Source organism: Clostridium sp. C2-6-12 (genome assembly GCF_009928485.1).
Lineage (GTDB): Bacteria > Bacillota > Clostridia > Clostridiales > Clostridiaceae > Clostridium.
The window spans coordinates 109,914-128,671 of record NZ_JAABNP010000007.1 but is presented as its reverse complement, the minus strand read 5'-3'; the positions used below and the strand labels follow the sequence as shown (position 1 = coordinate 128,671).

Genomic DNA, 18,758 nt, shown 5'->3' with positions numbered 1-18,758 from the left:
ACACTTTTCTAATTAGATAATGGCAAGTGATATTTATGAGTAAAAAAGTCCTATAAAGGACTTTTTTATGTTGCAATATAAAAAAATTAATGAAGCGGTATTGACATTTAGCCTGGTTAAGGTATTTAATTAATTATTAATAAGTTAAAATTTGAAATTTTAGTTTTTAGTTGGAAATTTAATGCTAAAATAGTTAAATATACCGAGAAAAAACTTAATTTGAGGTGGAAAATGAAAAATAATTCGGATATTTTAAATAAGATAATTGATAACATTGAAAGGGTAATAGTAGGAAAAAGGGAAACAGTTGAGTTAGTGGTAATCTCATTGGTTTGTAATGGACATGTGCTTATTGAGGATATACCTGGTGTTGGTAAAACTAGTCTTGTTTCAGCATTAGCAAAATCTATAAGTGCCAGCTTTAAGAGAATACAGTTTACTCCAGATATTCTCCCTTCGGATATTACAGGCTTTACAATATATAATCAAAAATCAGGAGAGTTTGAATTTCGTCCTGGTTCAATAATGAGCCAAATAATACTTGCAGATGAAATAAACAGAACCTCTCCTAAAACTCAAGCAAGTCTACTTGAGGTAATGGAAGAAAATCAGATTTCAGTTGATGGAAAAACCTATAAAGTGCCTCAACCATTTATGGTTTTAGCAACTCAAAATCCAGTTGAATATCTAGGAACTTATCCACTGCCAGAAGCTCAGCTCGATAGATTTTTTATGAAAGTATCCATAGGATATCCATTACCAGAAGAAGAAAGTATAATTTTATCAAAGCTTCAGTTTAATAATCAGCTAGAGGTTATTGACCCAGTAGTTGATAGTGACGAAATAATTTCTGTGCAAAAGGAAATAAAAGAAATTCATGTGGACAAAAATTTAAGAGATTATATAGTTAAAATTACAGGAGAAACTCGTATAAATTCTGATATATTGATGGGGGCAAGTGTAAGAGGATCTATAGCTCTGTTTAGAGCAGCACAGGCATGGGCCTATTATAATAATAGGAATTATGTTATTCCCGATGATATTATTAAAATGATAATACCAGTGCTTTCTCACAGAATAATTTTAAAGCAGGAAGCCAAACTTAAGAAACTGTCAGTAGAAGCTGTACTGAATTCAGTAATTAAGAGTTTGGGTGTACCATTGGTGAAGTAAATGAAGTTAAATAGAATTATGTACGCAGTTATGTTTATAATAGCTTTAATTTTTGTATATTCTTATGGTGGAAAAGTTCCTTATATGTTGTTCTATACGGTTTTACTTCTACCGGTTGTTTCATTTGTTCATTTGGTAACATGTTGCTTTTTAGGTAAGTATGAACAAAACTTAAATAGTGATTCTGTTATAAAAGGTGATAGAGTAGATTTTTCACTTCGTATAATAAATAGAAGTTTTTTTATGCTTCCATATATAAGTATAAGATTTTGGGAAAATGGAGCAGCTGTTAATAAGCAGTCTGATATGAAAAGCATAGCGCTTCAGCCTTTTGGTAAAAGAGATTTTAACTTTGAATATATATATAAATATAAAGGTTGTTTTAAGATTGGAATAAGTGAAATTGAATTTCAAGATTTTCTTGGAATTTTTAAACTTGTTCGCAGAAATAAAAGACCCTTGCTTATAAATGTATATCCAAGAAATCTTCATATTGATAGCTTTGCCTTAAATATAAATTATTCCTTTGGTGATATATCAAATTTTATAGGAATACAGGAAGATACGTCAATAATTAAAGAAATAGATAAATATAGCTATGGGGATAGTTTGAAAAAAGTGCATTGGAAACTTACAGCCAAGAGTAATGAGTTAATGGTTAAAAAATATGAAAATTATGCTTCTGTCAGTGCTGTATATATAATAGATTTAAAAAATAATGGCTTTTCAGAAGAAGATAATGCTATTGTTGAAGATAAGCATATTGAAACAGCAATTGCTGTATTAAAACGTCTAATACATGATGATGTAGATGTGAAGCTTGTGTATGCTGATGAAAAAATCACTAGTATTCAGTGCAGAAGTTCTTTAGATTTTGAAAAAGTCTATGAAATTTTGGCAAAGGTAAAGTTTGATCAAAATATAAAACTTACGGATATTATCTATAGTCAAACTAATGAAAATATAAGTAATTCCAATATTATAATTTCTACATCAAATCTAGATTTTGAACTTTATGAGACAGTGAATAAGATGAAGCTTTTAGGATATGATATAAGTTTAATACATATATCTACAAAAGAAATTTTAGGAAAAAAAGAAACAGATAGTAATCACATATTGTCCTTATTATTAGAGTTAGGAATAAAGGTATATAACATTAATATAAGTGATAATATAAAGGCTGTATTTGGACAGGTGGTGAGGTAAGACAGATGAGGATAATAAGTAATAAAAGCAGTTTAATAAATTATAGTGTAGACTTTATAATAGCTGCAGCAATGAGCTTTAGTTTTGTGTATGCATTTACTTCAACTTTGGAGATAGACTATTCAGCAAAAAATGTGTTTTTCCTTGTCTGTTTTGTATTAGCTATATATTCCATCTTATTTATAAATAAGATGGCTATAAAAATTTCTGTTGCGTTAATAGCTTTCGCAGCAGTAGATAGTATTTTTTATTATTATATAAATCCTCAAGAGTTTAAAGGGCTTTACGGCAAGATAGTATTGGTATTTTCATGGCTTAGGAAATTTAATCCTGGAGGAGCTTTGCTTGGAAGAGAATATCAAAAATATATATTAATAGTCTTAACACTCATTATTTCATTAGCAATATATATTTTTGTAATAAAAAAATTTAACTTCTATATTTTATTAATTGGAGGAGTAAGTATATTTGCAGCTCAATGGATAATTGGGTATTTTGTGATTTATTTCTCTTTTTATGTGTTTTTAGGCTTTATCATAATATGTTATTTTAAACATATTTATGTAAAAAATGCTAGGAAAAGTCATGTTTTACAGGCATCAACTGCAATATTTTTGCTATTTTCCGTTCCTATCTGTGCAATTGTATTCTTCTCAGCTTACTATATGCCAGTTAGTGAAAAACCTATGAAATGGAGCTGGTTGGATTCCAAAATAGAACTTGTAGACAGATATATTAAATCAAATTTTAATGTAGGAAATTCTGAGTATTTTTCAATAAATTCTACGGGGTTTGGAAAAGACAGCACAAAGCTTGGGGGGAATATATCTTTAAGCGATACAATTGTAATGAAGGTAGATTCTTCAGAAGGTGATATATATTTAAAAGGAGCGGTTAGGGATAGATATACTGGAGCTTCATGGGAAAATGCCATGGGAGAGCAGACTACCTTGCATGAAAGAAGTCAACTGAATGGTTTTAATGAAGATCTAATTGAACTTTCAGAGGGCATGAAAGTTATATCAGGCAGATTAAATGTATTAGATGATATATCTAATAAAACATCTATAGATATAACATATGAAAATTTAAAAACAAAGACAATATTTATACCATCAAAAGTCGATAATTTAACCTTTGAAAAAGAAAATTTTAATCTAGTTGTTGATGCATATGGTATGATTTCAAATGAAAAATTTTTAGGCAAAAATTTTAAATATACTGCAGAATTATATAATATTAATAAAAAGGATCAAGGTATTGAGGCTTTCTTAAGAAACAGCAGAAGAGGTTTATATAGTAGATATGAAGAGTTGATTTTTAAAAATTCAAACAAATATAAAAGTGGTTCTTTATCAAGAAGTGAAATAGAAAAGTTAATAGGAATGTCTGACAATACTTATGCAAGGTATCTTCAGCTGCCAAAAGAACTCCCAGAAAGAGTGAGCAAGCTTGCTGGTGAAATAACTTCATCAGCAGATAATGACTATGACCGTGCAAAAGCAATAGAAGCTTATCTTTCAAAAAACTATGTATATACGCTAGAACCAGGTGATGTACCAGAAAATCGTGATTTTGTAGATTATTTTTTATTTGATTCTAAGCAAGGATATTGTACATATTATGCATCAGCAATGACTATACTTGTTCGTTCTTTAGGAATTCCTGCAAGATATGTGGAAGGTTACATTTTGCCTTCAAAACCAGTATCAGGAAGTAGCTATGAAGTTACAAATAAGGAAGCACATGCTTGGGTGGAAGTGTATTTTGAAGGTTTTGGATGGATTCCTTTTGAGCCAACAGCTCCATATGCACAAAGTATTAATAATGTACCTAGAGAAACCTCCAATAAAGAAGAGGCTGTAACAAAACAAACACAGGTTGAAGAAAACAATCAGGTTAAGCCAGATCAAAAGAATAATAATTCCTCAGAAGATTTACCAACAGAAACTATAGATAATGGTGCTAAGGTACAAAAGGTTCCAGTTACTAATGCTGCTATAATAATATTTGCTATTCTGTTACTTTGGATTTTATGTTTTTCAACTATAAAGCGGAGAATATTTTTCTATAGGCTGGAAAAGCTTTCATCACAGGAAAGTGTAATGAAAATGTATAAATATTATTTAAAGGCTTTATCAGTGCAAGGACTAAAAATGAAATCTGGTGAAACACCGTTAAAGTATGCAAAGAGGATAGATGAGGCTCTAGAATTTAAGAAAGTAAGTTTTGAAACTATTACAGATATTTTTAACAAGGCCTGTTATAGTAATAGTCCTATTGATAAAGAAGAAATGCAGCTTATAATTAATTTTTATAGTATATTTCAGGCTCAATGCAAAGAAAAAATAGGCTGGTTTAGGTATTTTATATACAATAAAATATTTGGGATAATTTAAAGCTAAGATAATAATAAATTCACAGAATAAAAATCCAGTAGATAAGCTTATATATTGTTTTCTACTGGATTTTATGTATCAAAAATTATTTATAAATATATTTATAGGTTTATATTTAAAATTATAAGTATGAAAATATAAAAAAATGTACATAGTTAAATACTTATATAGGAAAATATGTTAAGGTGTTTCTTAAAGAGGTTGAAATTGGTGGTTATAAAACTTTATATTTTAAAGACTTAAGCTTAGCTTTTTTAAAAACCATATGGATAAATCATAATTACGCTGGTCAAGGAATTGGGACAAAAGTTATGAAAAGGATTTTTAAAACTTTATATGATAATGGTTATTTAAGATTAGATTTAGATACTGCTAGTAATAATATAATTGGACAAAAATATTATGATAAAAATAGATTTACCAATAAGGGATTTACAAGAAGTTATATTAGAAAAAATTAATATAATTTATTTTTAAAGAGAAAATTGACCAATAGATAAATATTTAGACTCTTACTTATTGGGAAATAAGTAGGAGTTTTTGTATTTGAAAATAAGTAGTTTTGAGGTATAATTTTATCAAAGATAAGAGGAAAATTAACTTAAACAAAAATCTTGTTAAAGGTAGTGATACTATGAATACAAATGATCAAAAAGAAGTTACACAAAATAATAGTGAAGTGGAAGGTAAAAAAAGTCCAAACATCTTATTAGGTGCTTTTATGATGTTTATTTTTCCTTTAATAGCAATATTTTTAGGTGTATTTTTAGGGGCTGTTATAGGTGAATCAGTTAATGGTTCTATTATGACTTTTCAAATAGCTGGAGGAATAGTGGGATTAATATTAGCTGGAATTGTGATAAAGGTATTTGATAAATCTTCTAAAATGCATGGGAAGACTGAAAAAATATATTGGGATGATTTATAAGAAACATTTAGAGTTACGATTATAAGATGGAGATAGGAATTTTCGTATATATTTTCTTTGAGAGGGGAGAGAGGATTATGGCAAAATTGTTAAAGGATGAATATTCAATGGTGACATTTAAAACTTATAAAGTCGGGAAAAGAGAGCAAACAAATACTATTATAAGTGTTCTATTAAACTTTATATTTAGAGGAATTGCTGGAAGTGGCACTAAAGAATTTGAATTTACTCTTACAAATAATAATCTTTATATAGATAATATAGGGTATGATATGACAGGACAATTAGAAGTTTTTGTTACAGAAAAAATTAATAGAAAAGATATAAAAGCTTTTGAAGTAAAAAAAGAAGGAAGTAAAGAAATAATTAAGTTATCGAAAAGTAAGGGAAAAGCTATAACTTATATAAGAGATAATGAAAATTTAGCAAATTTAGCAACTGAAATGGCAAAATTAATAGCTTTAGGTGCGGGAAATTAATAAATTATAGTTAAGGGGAGTTGAAAAAACTTCCCTTAATTATTTGTAAGCTGAAAATTACTTCATAAAAAGTTGTGATTTAAAAAGGTCATATTGAGGTCATAAATAAATAGTACACTAACGTTAAATAATAAATTTATTTGTTAAATAAAAGGAGGAATTTTTATGTTAGTGTATGCAATAGTAGCTATTACTTTAGCATTGATTTTTTATACAATTGGAGTGTGGAGTGAAAAAATACAAGGTCAGCTTAAAAAATGGCATTTAGCTATTTTTTGGTTAGGTTTAATTTTTGATACAATTGGCACAACTCTAATGGGTAAAATAGCAGGAAATGGATTCGAGCTTAACTTTCATGGAGTAACAGGAGGATTAGCAATTTTATTAATGGCTTTCCATGCAGTATGGGCTACAGTTGTAATAGTAAAGAATAATGAAGAAGCAAAAGTTAATTTTCATAAATTTAGTATATTAGTTTGGATTATTTGGCTAATACCTTACTTATCAGGTGCAATTTTTGGTGCAAGAATGTAAAATGTAATTAGATATAGAAATAAGAAAGCAGGGATACAAATGTTTTCAGTATTGGTGGTTGAAGATGAAGAAACCATAAATAAAATGATGTGTGCAAAGTTGAAGCAGGAGAATTTTAAAACCTTTCAGGCTTTTGACGGAGAAGAAGCCCTAGAAATAATGGATAGGGAACATATAGATTTGATTATATGTGATATTATGATGCCTAATATGGATGGCTATGAGCTTACCAATGAACTTAGAAGCGTTCATAATACAATTCCTATTCTTATGGTAACAGCTAAAAGTCAATTAGAGGATATGGAAAAAGGATTTAAAGCTGGAACAGATGACTATATGATTAAACCCATTAATATGAAGGAAATGATACTTAGAGTAAATGCCCTGCTTCGCCGTGCACAAATTGCAAATGAGAAAAAATTAGTTATTGGAGAAGCTATTCTTGATTATGATGATTTGTCAGTAAAAATAGGAAAGGATGTTTTTGATATTCCACCAAAGGAGTTTTATTTACTGTTCAAACTTCTAAGTAATCCCAATAAGATATTCACCAGACTTGAATTAATGGATGAAATTTGGGGAATGGATTCAGAAGTTGATGAGAGAACAATAGATTCACATATAAAAAAGTTAAGAAGAAAATTTGAAAATTATTCTGATTTTAAGATTGTAACAGTAAGAGGTTTAGGCTATAAAGGAACCTATTAGAAGATTAGCAGGGCTGGTTTAGAAAGAGAGAAGTATAATTAATTTAGAAGCAGGAAGGGTAGAGTTTGTATGAAAAAAAAGAAAATTAAGAATCGAAAATTCAGGACCTCTCTTAGAATTTATTTTTCAGGAGTATTTATTACTACCTTGTGTACTGCTTGTATAATTTCTTATAGCATTGTTTTCACTATGATGAAGTTATTTTATCATGGGGAAATTACAATGCCTATACTTCTTGTTATATCCTTACTTGTATGTATTCTTACAATGTTCTTTGGTGGAGTTATGTTTTGGTTTGGTTCTCTGCACCTTACAAAGCCTCTTTCAGAAATTAGTGATGCAGCTAAAAAAGTGGCTGATGGAGATTTTGGCGTTAATATTATAAGAAACGAAAAAAGGCGTGGAGAATATGAATTTACTAATGAAATTGATGAACTTGCTGTAAATTTTAATAAAATGACTCAGGAGCTTAAAGGGATGGAGTATATAAGAAAGGATTTTATAAGTAATGTATCTCATGAATTACAAACTCCAGTTGCTGCAATAACTGGATTTACAGAAATATTACTTGAGGAAGGTCTTGAAAGAGAAGAGCAGCAGGAGTATCTTTTGCTTGTTAATAAAGAATCCATCAGGTTATCGCGTTTGTGTGAAAATATGCTTAGAATGTCAAGGCTGGATAATCAGCAGATAGTTGTAAAAAAGGATAAAGTGCGTGTGGATGAGCAGCTTCGTAAGTGCATAATCATGTTATCTGAAAAGTGGTCAGATAAAACAAGAGAATATGAATTGGATTTTCAGGAGCTAGTTATACAAAGTGATTCAGATCTTTTAATGCAGATATGGTCTAATCTTATTGACAATGCAATTAAATATTCTCTAGAAAATAGTACTATTTGGATTAGTGGAAAAATAGATGGAGAATTTTTGACTGTAACTGTTAAAGATGAAGGAAAAGGAATCAGTTTAGATAAGCAGAAAAAGATTTTTGATAAATTTTATCAGTGCGAAGAATCTCATAAAAAGCAGGGAAATGGACTTGGGCTTTCCATTGTAAAAAGAATAGTCGAACTTCTTGGCGGTACTATTAACTGTAGGAGTGATGCTTTAAAAGGAACTATTATGGAGGTTAAGATACCCGTATAGATCATAAAGGAAAAAGGTGCAGACATTTTGAATAAATTATAATTTACAGTTATAGACAGGAGAGAGTATTATCCTGTCTATATTTTTAAATGTTTTGTAGTAAATCCTCTCCCAATACCATAAATAAAAGTTTAAGACATTTTTTTATATTTTTTCTTTTTATAATTTATCCATTGATTATATAAATCTGGCCTATTATTCTTTAAAAAATAAAAAAAATCTTCTTTATATCCAATATCTTCTAGACCACTAATAAGTAAGCTGGGAATGTTTGTCTTCTTTTTCATTGCTTTTGCAGTATCTATAAGTTTGAGTTCGCAAGATGGAGTTATAAGTATATGAAATATTGCTGTATCTTTTCTTAAATAACCAACTTTTACTATAGAATCATATAGTCCTATAAGTTTAGCGGAGATTTCAGAGGTTAAGCTTTCTTTTATTAAATATTTGTTTAATTCAATGCCGTTAACATATTCTCTAATAATAAAGTTAATTCCAAATTCGTATAATTTAGGAAAATGAGAATCTCCTTGGCCCATTAATAATGTTTTTGCCTCATTATTGCAATCTTTTTTGTTTTTGAAAACTTTAATGCATTTTTGGGAATCTAGAAGATATACCTTGCCTTGAGTACCTCTGCCTATAAGTTTTAGGTATTTTAAATTTATACCATTTAGCTTAATGTTAATCACCTGCTTCGAATATAACTTTAATCATAATATATGATTTTTGCCAAATAAAATTGTTTATTTATTTAATTCTCTAAAATATTTTGGTAATAATTTACATATCCGTTGCATATATATATTATGTTTAGTATTTATGGAGGTGGATAAAATGAAGAAGTTAATTGGGAGCTTATTAATAGCAGTTTCGGCATTAACATTAAATCCAACAGGAGCAAATGCAGAGTGGAAACAAGATAACTATGGATGGTGGTATTCAGAAGGAAATTCATATGCTATAGGGTTAAGAGAGATTAATGGAAATACTTATTATTTTGATTCCTATGGATATATGAAAACTGGTTGGGTGGAAGATAATTATTATGGTACTTGGCGCTATTTTTATCCAAATGGAGTCATGGCATATAACGCTGTAATTAATGGTTATGAATTAGATCAAGATGGAACTTGGATAAAACCATCTAAAGAAGCAGAAGAAGCAAGAAATTCCATATTAAAAGAGGATAGTGAGTTCATTTCTAAGCAATCAGCTAATAATATTAAATTGACAAGAAGCTATATTGAAGGAAATATGAATAAATTTATAGCTAATGAAAAGTGGAAATTGCCTGAAGAAGAGGTATATGTATTTGGTTTAGTGGATTCGAATAATTTAGAATATTGTGCTTATATGGTTGGAAAAACTAGCAAAAATATATATTGTGTACCCCATCAAGGAGGGCTTTCAGTATATGAAATAAAAAATAATCAAATAACCAAAACTTATAAATGGATTGGGAATGATGGAGATTCTAAGGAGTGGCGTTAATGTAAGTGGCATGAAAGAATATTTAATGCGTTGATTGATAGAAGTGGAGTTCTTCAGTCAACGCATTATGTTTTTATATTAAGGAATAAGGTAAGAGGCAAAGAAAGTGCAAAGTATTTGCTTGGTTTAATTTGGCTTTTAAAAGAGAAAATAGTATAATTTTAATTAAGTAATATAAACCCATATTGAACAGAACATAATAAAAATACCAGTACATGGTTATATGAAAAAAGATTATGAAAGTATTTTACCTAAAAATATTTAAAGAGGTGTTTATGTATGGATAATGTACTCGCAAAAAAGCTGAAAGTTGGAGTTAGTGAATGTTGTTTTGGTTCAAAAGTAAGATATAACGGTAAAGGATTTGACTATATTAATTATTTCGGTAGAGAAAAAGAGCAGTTTACATTTTATCCGTTATGCCCGGAATGTCTTACTGGATTAGGTGTTCCAAGAAAACCTATAAGCATTAAAGGAGGCAGTGGAGATGACGTTCTGCAAGGATTAGCAAAGATAAAAAGTAAATCAGGAGAGGATGTCACAGAAAAACTTATAAAAGCCTGTAATTATTCATTAGACTTGCTAAAGAGTGAAGGTATATACATATATATGTATAAAGAAGGCAGTCCTAGTTGTGGGGTATATAGAACAACGCTTAAAGATAAGAGGCTTGGCAATCCACCAGGAGTATTTGGAGCTATGTTACTTAGGGAAGGCTTTTTCTTAGTCTGCGGAGATGATTTGGAAAGTCCAATTAAAAGATGGGATATAAGGAGAAGATTAAATGCATTTGTTTGGGTAAAAGAAGCTGAAATAGAAAATAAAAATCAGCTTTATAGTGTATGGCATGCTGTTAAATTTTTATGCCAAGAATTAGATGAAAAAACAGCTAGAAATTTAGGACATGAGTTATCTTCTTTGAATGATGTTGGAAAGGATGAATTTGAAAAATATAGAAGGGCAATAATTGAAATTATTAGAAAGCCATCAACTTTAAAAAAGATAAAAGCATGGTTATGGAAAAATTATAGCTATTATAGAAAGCATAAAGGTATAAAACTTGATATTGTAAAAGAGCCTACAGATTTAAGGTCTAATACTATTTTAGCTGAAGAATTAATTAAAATAGAAAATAAATTATATTTGGAAGGTTATTCATTTGGTTCTAGTCCGATTCTTTTTAGAGGAAGAAATTGATTATTAGCATAAAAAGCATAGGAAATACATGAAAAAATTAAATGGAAATTTTTTATATACTGTAATTGGAGCAGTTCCTTTGAGAGTGTATTTAATGAAAAATGCATAGAGAAAAATAAATAGTCCATAGATATATGAAGGAGAAAATAAAATGGAGTATATGGGAAATAAAGAATACTGGGAGGATAAGTTTGCTAGCAGAAGTAATAATCCTCTTAGTCCTGAAAAATCTCTAATTGAAAATTTTACGTATCTAAAAAAGGGTTCTGTCCTTGATTTAGCATGCGGTGATGGAAGGAATACTTTATTTTTGCTTGAGAAACACTTCCAAGTAACAGGTGTAGACTTTAGCAGTAAAGCTCTTGAACGTTTGAGTGAATTTGCTAAAAGAAATAATTATATTGTAAACACAGAACAAATTGATTTAAGCATACCCAATTCCTTAAATCATATGGGAATATTCGATAACATTTTAGTTAATCATTATAGATTAAATAGAAATCAACTTAAAGATATGGAAAATCACATAATTGATAGTGGAATTTTATTTGTTTGTGGCTTTGGAAATAAACATAAGGTTGATCTTAAAATTAGAAAAGAGGACTTGATTCAACCAACAGATTTTGAAGATATAAAAAAATCTTTTCAATTGATTGAGTATATTGAAAACCAAGATGATAGAGGATTTTTCGTTACTTATATTTTTCAAAAGATAAAAAAATAAGGTCTAATATTCTAAAGATATATGAAGTTATAGAGTGAATGGAAAGTAAAACGTGAAATGTTAAGATTTTGACAATTAAATTTTAAATTAGTGGTGAAATATAGATAGCAATTTTAGGAGGCATTTATGAAACGTATATTAATTACTGGTGGAACTGTATTTGTTAGTAAATACGTAGCAAAATATTTTGAATCAAAAAATTATGAGGTTTATGTTTTAAATAGAGGTACTAAAAAGCAAATTGAAAATGTTAATTTAATATGTACAGATAGAAATAATTTAAAGGGCTCCTTAGAAAAATACTCATTTGATGCCATAATTGATGTATGTGCATATAATCAAAAAGATATTAGGAATTTATTAGATGGAGTGGGAGAATTTAAAGATTATATATTCATAAGTTCGTCTGCTGTTTATCCAGAAACAAATGAGCAGCCATTTTTAGAAAATCAAAAGATTGGTTTTAATTCAATCTGGGGCAAATATGGAACTGATAAGGCTGAAGCTGAAGAATATTTGCTTTCAAGAGTGCCAAATGCATATATTTTAAGACCTCCTTATTTATATGGACCAATGCAAAATGTATATAGAGAGCCCTTTGTTTTTGAATGTGCTTTAAAAAATAGAAAATTTTATATCCCTAATGATGGAAAGATGAGATTGCAATTTTTTCATGTAGATGATCTTTGTAAAGTTATTGAAGGAATTTTAGAAAAACACCCTAAAGAGCATGTTTTAAATGTTGGAAATACAGAAGTAGTAGATATAAATAAATTTGTTGAACTATGTTATAAAGTTGTAGGAACTCCTCTTGAAAAAGTATATGTATCAAACCATTATAATCAAAGAGACTATTTTAGTTTTTATAATTATGAATATGTTTTAGATGTTTCAAAACAAAATGAATTACTTCCAGAGCAAAAGGATTTATTTGAGGGATTGAAGGAATCTTATGAATGGTTTAAGGATAATTCCAGCGAAGTTATAAAAAAGGATTATTTTAATTTTATTCAGCAAAATTTTGAGTAATTAATTATATTCTAAAGGAATAGTGAATTTTTGATTAGGGTAGTTATACTCATCTAGAAAGGAGAACAATGGTTATTAATACAGAAAGATTGGTTATAAATCCAATAAAGGAAAATGATTATGAAGATATTTGTGAATATGGTTGTGATGAAGAAGTAGGACAATATATGATTTATTGGCCAAAGACAAAACAAGAAATACGAGAGTTCATAAGCACTTGCACATTTTCTATGAGTTCAGAAAATCCAATGTGGTATGAATTTGCAATGAGATTAAAAGAAAATTCTAAAGTCATTGGAAATATTGGCATGATAATTAAAGATTCAGAAGCAGAAATAGGATGGATATCAAACAAAAAGTATTGGAATAAAGGTTATATGAGTGAAGCTGTTAATGCAGTTATTGATGGTGCATTTAATAAGTTATCCATAGATAGAATAGTAGCAACCTGTACAGATAAAAATATTGGTTCTTATAAAGTTATGGAAAAATGCAATATGGCAAGAGTGAGTTTTGAAAAGGATCATAAGGCAATGCGAAAGGGAATTGAGGTAACATATGATAAACTAACATATGCTATTGATAAATATTAAAATAAAAATTAATTATTGATATATTGGAGGAATAAATAATGTTTCTAAGTAAACAAATAGCAGAAGAAGAACTAAAGATAGCTGGAAAATTGAATCAGGGACCTTGGATAGAACATTCTATTAACGTAGGATTAGCAGCTCAAATAATTGCAGAAAAGTGCGGTAATATTGATTCAGATAAAGCATATGTAGTAGGACTCCTCCATGATATAGGTAGAAGATTTGGAGTAAGTGGAAGAAAACATATTATTGATGGATATAATTTTGCTATTGAAAGGGGCTGGGATGAAGTGGGAAAAATTTGTTTAACCCATTCATTTCCAATACCTGACTTTGATAAAGAAATAGGCAAGAATGATATGAGTGATGAGGAAAGCGAATTTATCAGTCAGTATTTAAAGAATATAAAATATGACGATTATGATAAATTAATCATTGTTTGTGATTCATTAGCTGATTCTCAAGGCTTTTGTATGTTGGAAAAACGTTTTGTAAACACAACAAGGCGATACGGTGTATTTCCATTTACTGTTGAACGCTGGAATGGGACTTTTGAAATGAAAGAATATTTTGAACAAAAAATGGGGTGTTCTATTTATGACGTACTTCCTAATGTAAAGGAAACTACATTTATTGATGCGCCTTTATGGAATTCTCCACTAAAGTAGTAAAAGCAATGGAATAAGTAGAATTTAAAGAATCATATTTAGAAGATAAATTAAAGCTTTAGAAGTAAATAGAAAGGATTTTATACAAAAAAGGTAAAATTAAGGATAATTTAATATTAAAATTAAATTTTTGCTGTATAATCAATAAGTATAAGAAAAAACTGGGGGAGATTATTGAATGAACAAAAAACAAATTATAGGTTTGATAGCAGCTGCTTTATGCTTTGTATTTGTTAGCGGAGCAAGCGTTATCACAAAAGCAGTTTCAGAAAAAATGATTAATAAAAATGGAAAGACAGAAAAATCTTTTGAGTCAATTTTAAATTCACAAAATATTGAATTGCCTAATAAAGATTTTGTTGGAGTAGTTAAAGTAGAAGGTACAATTCAAAGTGGAGCAAATGCGACTGGTATTTTTCAAAATCCACAAGTATATAATCATAAACAAACATTAAAATATATTGATGAAATGATTAAGTCAAAAAATAATAAAGGTATTATTTTATATGTTAATAGTCCTGGTGGAGGCGTTTATGAAAGTGATGAGCTTTATTTAAAGCTTAAAGAATATAAGGAGAAAAAAGGATGCCCTGTGTGGACATATATGGCATCACAAGCATGTTCAGGTGGATACTACATATCTATGGCTACTGATAAGATATATGCAAATAGAAATACTTGGACAGGTTCAATTGGAGTAATTGTATCCTTAACTAATGTAAAAGAATTATATGATAAATTAGGAATTAAAGAAGTAGATATTACAAGTGGACCTAATAAGGCAATAGGAGCTGCAGGAGCAGAAATGACACCAGAACAACGCAAAATTTTACAAAGCTTAGTTGATGAAGCCTACGAACAATTTGCAGGTGTTGTTGCAGAAGGAAGAAAAATGGATATTAACAAAGTTAAACCTATTGCAGATGGACGTATATATTCAGCTAAACAAGCATTGGAGTTAGGATTAGTTGATCAGATTGATACTTATGAAAATATGAAACAAAATATGCTAGATACTGTAGGTAAAAATGTAGAAATATTTACGCCAGATAGTAAGGCAAATGTTTTTGCATCAATATTTGAAAAAGCAGAAAATTTAAAACCTAAATCTGATGCACAGGTTATTTCTGATTATTTACAAAAAGAAGGTAATGGAGGCTTGATGTATTATGCTAAAACAGAATAAGGAAGGTCTATTATATGCAGGTTTTTTTGTAAGACTGTCAGCATATATAATTGATTGTATTATTGTGGGCATTGCATTACTAATTATAAGAATACCTAAGCTTATAATACATATGATGAATCCAGATGTATTTTTGATCAAACCAATTTTATTTGAATTTTCTATATTTGATGTGGTAATTTATTTAATTGGATTAACATATTTTATTTTAATGACATATTATTGCGGTGGAACTTTAGGAAAAAAATTACTTAATCTTAAGGTATGTAAAGGTAATGATGAAAAATTGACTTTATTTACTGTAGTTTATCGTGAAAGTATTGGAAGATATTTAAGTGGATTAATATTATTCATTGGATATATTATAATTGGAGTAGATTCTAAAAAGAGGGGATTGCATGATATCTTAAGTGATACTTTAGTCGTTTATGATATTGAACCTATATATGTTTCTAATAATGATGAAGCAAAAGAACTAATATAAAAATGAAAAGGGCTTTGCCCTTTTTTTCTTAAGAAATAATTACTTCACCTTTTCCAACAATTACAATTCTATAACCAGGTTCTAGAGGAATTAAACTGTAATTTTCTGATTTAGGCGATAAATGTATAGATTGTATCTGACGTTGATCTTCGTCAAAAAGTGCCATATAAACACTATTGTCAGGAGATATATTTTGAATTGTATAACGATTTTTTTGCGTAACATTTAGATTAGATAATTGATAGACTCCTTCCTTAAATGAAGTTGCAGAAAATGCTGGAATTAATGAAATAAAATTGAATATTAGGCATAATAAAACTAATATTACTATAGTATTTTTTTTCATAATATAAAATCACCTTCCAAGTAATAAAATAATGGTTTTATTTTAGTCAATAAATACGTCTCCGTTGCCAACAATGACAATTCTATAATCAGGTTTAAGTGGTAATAAATTATATTTTTCTGATTTAGGATCTAAACGTATAGATTGCAGTTGCAGTTGATTTTCATCAAAAAGAAGTATATAAACGCTATCTTTTGGAGAAACATTTTGAACAATATAGGTATTTGCAGATGAAAAATTAAAATCTGATGCTTTATAAACACCTTCTTTAAAAATGTTAGCAGCAAATGCGTAAAAGGTTATATTTAATAACAAAAACAATGAAATGGAGAATAAAAATATAAATTTTTTCATAGCATAACCACCTTTAGAAGTTAGTATAAACATAATATGAACAAATTTATTATTTGAAAGTTTGAAATTAAATATTCAAACTTGTATTAATTTTTTAAAATTAATATTTAAAGCATATGAGTGAATTATAAGTGTCATAATATTACAATGTTGTGCACTATAAATAAAATAGATAATAGTAATATATAATTAATTAATATACTTTAATGAGAATTATAGTGTGTACCAAGAAGGTATTGAATCTTGGACAATAGTAGTTTCTAGTGATATCTCACTAAATTTTGCCCTTTTTACTGGTTGCCTATATGGATTAATAGATTCTGATAATGAAAAAGGTGAAATTATACTATGGCCTTCAAAATATTTTAAGGATAAATTGCCTGCCCAATTGCCCTTATTAAAGGAACAATAGAATGAATGGTAAAGATAGAGGAGAAAAAGTTATTTCAAAACAAAGGATTGAGTATAAATACAATATGTTTAATCCACCTAGTTTTCCTGACTTTCCGTATTATGAATTAAGAGAATGCTTAATAAATGCATGGCAGCCTTTTAGAGAATGGTGGGAAATGGTTGGTGGAGGAATAAGTTAGAACAGATTGGCTAAAATGAATAAAATTAATTAATGGTAATATATTTCAAAATATTCTTATAAAAAATAGAGTAATAAACAATAGAGAGGTTTATTTATGGATAAGAGCATAACAAAGATTATTATTACAGTGCTAATTGTATATATAGTTTTACTAGCTGGTGGGGCCTGCTTATTAATGCAGGGCGGAAAAATGATGATGAATTCAATGGAGAAGTCAAAGCAAATAGAACAATATAAAGGGAATGGAGATTTCGATGATAATGGAAATGGAAGCCTTCTTCATTAAGTCTTATAAGCTGAAATTATGAACTAGAAGTAATTAATTTAAATTAAACAATTAGTTTTTAATTAGAAAGAAGGGTAGAGAATGAAAAACTTAAAATCAAGAAAAGTGTTATTAAGTGTATTGGTTGCAGTTTCAGTATTAGCTATAATGCCAATTGAAGCAAATGCAGAATTAAAAAGTGATTCTAAGGGCTGGTGGAATAAAGAGGGAGATTCATATTCTATAGGCTGGAAAAACATTGAGGGAGAATGGTATTACTTTGATAATAATGGATATATGAAGACAGGTTGGATACAATCTGATAATAAGTGGTACTATTTATATGACTGTGGAACAATGGCTATAAATACAAATATTAATGGACAGGTAGACTATGAAGGAGTATGGCATAAATCTGATTCAAATGAAAAATCAAGTACAAGTGAAATTTTAGATGCTAAACCTGTTATATATCTCTACCCTAAAGAAAAAACTGATATTAAGGTTAATTTAGATTATGAAGGTCAAATAACATGTTTATATCCTAAATATAATAGAGATAATACTTGGGAAGTAACTGCATATCCTGATGGTAAATTAATGAACAAACTTGATAATAGAGAATATTCATATTTATATTGGGAAGGAAGCTCTGATAATAACTATAATTTATCAAAAGGGTTTGTTATAAAGGGAGAAGAGACAGCAGAATTTTTACATGAAAAATTAGAATATTTGGGTTTAAATCCTAGAGAAAGTGATGATTTTATATCTTATTGGCTTCCTAAAATGAATAAAAATAAATACAATTTAATAAGCTTTCAAAAAGAAGAATATACAGATAAAGCTAAACTAAAAATATCACCAGCTCCAGATAGTATGTTGAGAGTGTTTATGGTATTTAAACCTTTGGATAATGAAATACAAGTTCCAGTGCAACAATTAGAAAAGTTTAATAGGAAAGGTTTCAGTGTTGTTGAGTGGGGAGGATGCGAAGTTAAATAGCAAAGTGACAGAAAAACTTTTGAGCATGAAATCAGATGATAGTTGCTTTTATAATAATATTATGCTAGAATTAATTAGCAAATTTGTGTTGGTAAATTATAAATTTAATATATATAAGTTTTCTAGGGTTCCGCAGTTTATAACTGGCAGGTCCGAGAGAAAACGCACATTTAAATGTGTACACGGAAGGATAAAAGCCTGGGAGATATTTAATAATATCTCTTAGGCTTTTTTTATTTTTT

Annotated in this window: 24 protein-coding genes and 1 riboswitch; of the genes, 21 read left to right on the top strand and 3 right to left on the bottom strand. The window is 28.6% G+C overall.

Annotated features, from left to right (window positions below; genetic code table 11):
- Positions 1–231: 231 nt before the first annotated feature.
- The 9 genes from GXK56_RS08025 (at position 232) to GXK56_RS07985 (ending at position 8,576) form a co-directional block, all read left to right on the top strand.
- A complete protein-coding gene (locus GXK56_RS08025) occupies positions 232–1,173 on the top strand; it encodes a MoxR family ATPase (RefSeq protein ID WP_160686943.1) in 942 nt (313 codons plus the stop codon).
- The gene (locus GXK56_RS08020; protein ID WP_160686942.1) at positions 1,174–2,382 is read left to right on the top strand and encodes a DUF58 domain-containing protein; all 1,209 of its coding nucleotides are present in this window, start codon (positions 1,174–1,176) and stop codon (positions 2,380–2,382) included. It begins immediately after the preceding gene.
- A gap of 5 nt (positions 2,383–2,387) precedes the next feature.
- Positions 2,388–4,781, top strand: coding sequence for a transglutaminase domain-containing protein (locus tag GXK56_RS08015; RefSeq protein WP_160686941.1), 2,394 nt, complete (start codon positions 2,388–2,390; stop codon positions 4,779–4,781).
- A gap of 185 nt (positions 4,782–4,966) precedes the next feature.
- Positions 4,967–5,242: a GNAT family N-acetyltransferase gene (locus GXK56_RS08010; RefSeq protein ID WP_160686940.1), complete on the top strand. Its 276-nt coding sequence runs from the start codon at positions 4,967–4,969 to the stop codon at positions 5,240–5,242.
- A 173-nt stretch (positions 5,243–5,415) separates the two neighbouring features.
- On the top strand, positions 5,416–5,709 hold the full coding sequence (locus GXK56_RS08005) for a SoxR reducing system RseC family protein (protein ID WP_160686939.1): 294 nt from the start codon (positions 5,416–5,418) through the stop codon (positions 5,707–5,709).
- A gap of 77 nt (positions 5,710–5,786) precedes the next feature.
- Positions 5,787–6,188, top strand: coding sequence for a hypothetical protein (locus tag GXK56_RS08000; protein WP_160686938.1), 402 nt, complete (start codon positions 5,787–5,789; stop codon positions 6,186–6,188).
- Positions 6,189–6,353: 165 nt separating this feature from the next.
- On the top strand, positions 6,354–6,722 hold the full coding sequence (locus GXK56_RS07995) for an HsmA family protein (protein WP_160686937.1): 369 nt from the start codon (positions 6,354–6,356) through the stop codon (positions 6,720–6,722).
- Between the two features lie 39 nt (positions 6,723–6,761).
- Positions 6,762–7,430 carry a response regulator transcription factor gene (locus tag GXK56_RS07990; RefSeq protein ID WP_160686936.1) on the top strand — a complete coding sequence of 223 codons (669 nt, stop codon included), beginning with the start codon at positions 6,762–6,764 and terminating at the stop codon, positions 7,428–7,430.
- A gap of 69 nt (positions 7,431–7,499) precedes the next feature.
- Positions 7,500–8,576 (top strand): HAMP domain-containing sensor histidine kinase, encoded by a 1,077-nt coding sequence (locus GXK56_RS07985; RefSeq protein ID WP_160686935.1) that lies wholly within the window; start codon positions 7,500–7,502, stop codon positions 8,574–8,576.
- Between the two features lie 131 nt (positions 8,577–8,707).
- On the opposite strand, the gene GXK56_RS07980 is transcribed toward GXK56_RS07985, so the two are convergent.
- The gene (locus tag GXK56_RS07980; RefSeq protein WP_160686994.1) at positions 8,708–9,115 is read right to left on the bottom strand and encodes a hypothetical protein; all 408 of its coding nucleotides are present in this window, start codon (positions 9,113–9,115) and stop codon (positions 8,708–8,710) included.
- Between the two features lie 298 nt (positions 9,116–9,413).
- Here GXK56_RS07980 and GXK56_RS07975 point away from each other — a divergent pair, with 298 nt between their 5' ends.
- From GXK56_RS07975 to GXK56_RS07940, 8 genes are all read left to right on the top strand, one after another.
- Positions 9,414–10,070: a cell wall-binding protein gene (locus GXK56_RS07975; protein WP_160686934.1), complete on the top strand. Its 657-nt coding sequence runs from the start codon at positions 9,414–9,416 to the stop codon at positions 10,068–10,070.
- 279 nt (positions 10,071–10,349) lie between these two features.
- Positions 10,350–11,267 carry a DUF523 domain-containing protein gene (locus GXK56_RS07970; protein ID WP_160686933.1) on the top strand — a complete coding sequence of 306 codons (918 nt, stop codon included), beginning with the start codon at positions 10,350–10,352 and terminating at the stop codon, positions 11,265–11,267.
- Positions 11,268–11,418: 151 nt separating this feature from the next.
- Positions 11,419–11,991: a methyltransferase domain-containing protein gene (locus tag GXK56_RS07965; RefSeq protein WP_160686932.1), complete on the top strand. Its 573-nt coding sequence runs from the start codon at positions 11,419–11,421 to the stop codon at positions 11,989–11,991.
- A 126-nt stretch (positions 11,992–12,117) separates the two neighbouring features.
- On the top strand, positions 12,118–13,020 hold the full coding sequence (locus GXK56_RS07960; protein ID WP_160686931.1) for an NAD-dependent epimerase/dehydratase family protein: 903 nt from the start codon (positions 12,118–12,120) through the stop codon (positions 13,018–13,020).
- A 68-nt stretch (positions 13,021–13,088) separates the two neighbouring features.
- A complete protein-coding gene (locus tag GXK56_RS07955; protein ID WP_160686930.1) occupies positions 13,089–13,613 on the top strand; it encodes a GNAT family N-acetyltransferase in 525 nt (174 codons plus the stop codon).
- Positions 13,614–13,651: 38 nt separating this feature from the next.
- Entirely contained in the window at positions 13,652–14,281 is a 630-nt protein-coding gene (locus tag GXK56_RS07950; protein WP_160686929.1) for an HD domain-containing protein, read from the top strand.
- Between the two features lie 178 nt (positions 14,282–14,459).
- Entirely contained in the window at positions 14,460–15,467 is a 1,008-nt protein-coding gene (sppA, locus tag GXK56_RS07945; protein WP_160686928.1) for a signal peptide peptidase SppA, read from the top strand.
- Entirely contained in the window at positions 15,451–15,951 is a 501-nt protein-coding gene (locus tag GXK56_RS07940; RefSeq protein ID WP_160686927.1) for an RDD family protein, read from the top strand. The genes sppA and GXK56_RS07940 overlap by 17 nt, the downstream gene beginning before the upstream one ends.
- Positions 15,952–15,979: 28 nt before the next feature.
- Here the strand turns inward: GXK56_RS07940 and GXK56_RS07935 are convergent, their stop codons facing one another.
- Together GXK56_RS07935 and GXK56_RS07930 are read right to left on the bottom strand one after the other, a co-directional pair.
- The gene (locus GXK56_RS07935; RefSeq protein WP_160686926.1) at positions 15,980–16,297 is read right to left on the bottom strand and encodes a hypothetical protein; all 318 of its coding nucleotides are present in this window, start codon (positions 16,295–16,297) and stop codon (positions 15,980–15,982) included.
- A 42-nt stretch (positions 16,298–16,339) separates the two neighbouring features.
- Positions 16,340–16,651 carry a hypothetical protein gene (locus GXK56_RS07930; protein ID WP_160686925.1) on the bottom strand — a complete coding sequence of 104 codons (312 nt, stop codon included), beginning with the start codon at positions 16,649–16,651 and terminating at the stop codon, positions 16,340–16,342.
- Positions 16,652–16,871: 220 nt separating this feature from the next.
- Here GXK56_RS07930 and GXK56_RS28095 point away from each other — a divergent pair, with 220 nt between their 5' ends.
- The 4 genes from GXK56_RS28095 to GXK56_RS27720 all read left to right on the top strand — a co-directional run bounded on the left by GXK56_RS28095 (position 16,872) and on the right by GXK56_RS27720 (position 18,516).
- A complete protein-coding gene (locus tag GXK56_RS28095; protein ID WP_243156053.1) occupies positions 16,872–17,063 on the top strand; it encodes a hypothetical protein in 192 nt (63 codons plus the stop codon).
- 1 nt (position 17,064) lies between these two features.
- Positions 17,065–17,244 carry a hypothetical protein gene (locus GXK56_RS28090; protein ID WP_243156052.1) on the top strand — a complete coding sequence of 60 codons (180 nt, stop codon included), beginning with the start codon at positions 17,065–17,067 and terminating at the stop codon, positions 17,242–17,244.
- 96 nt (positions 17,245–17,340) lie between these two features.
- Positions 17,341–17,532 carry a hypothetical protein gene (locus GXK56_RS07920; protein ID WP_160686924.1) on the top strand — a complete coding sequence of 64 codons (192 nt, stop codon included), beginning with the start codon at positions 17,341–17,343 and terminating at the stop codon, positions 17,530–17,532.
- An 81-nt stretch (positions 17,533–17,613) separates the two neighbouring features.
- Complete coding sequence (locus tag GXK56_RS27720; RefSeq protein WP_202127844.1) at positions 17,614–18,516, top strand: hypothetical protein; 903 nt, start codon at positions 17,614–17,616, stop codon at positions 18,514–18,516.
- A gap of 111 nt (positions 18,517–18,627) precedes the next feature.
- A riboswitch (guanidine-I (ykkC/yxkD leader) is annotated at positions 18,628–18,723 on the top strand.
- The last annotated feature ends 35 nt before the right edge of the window (positions 18,724–18,758 follow it).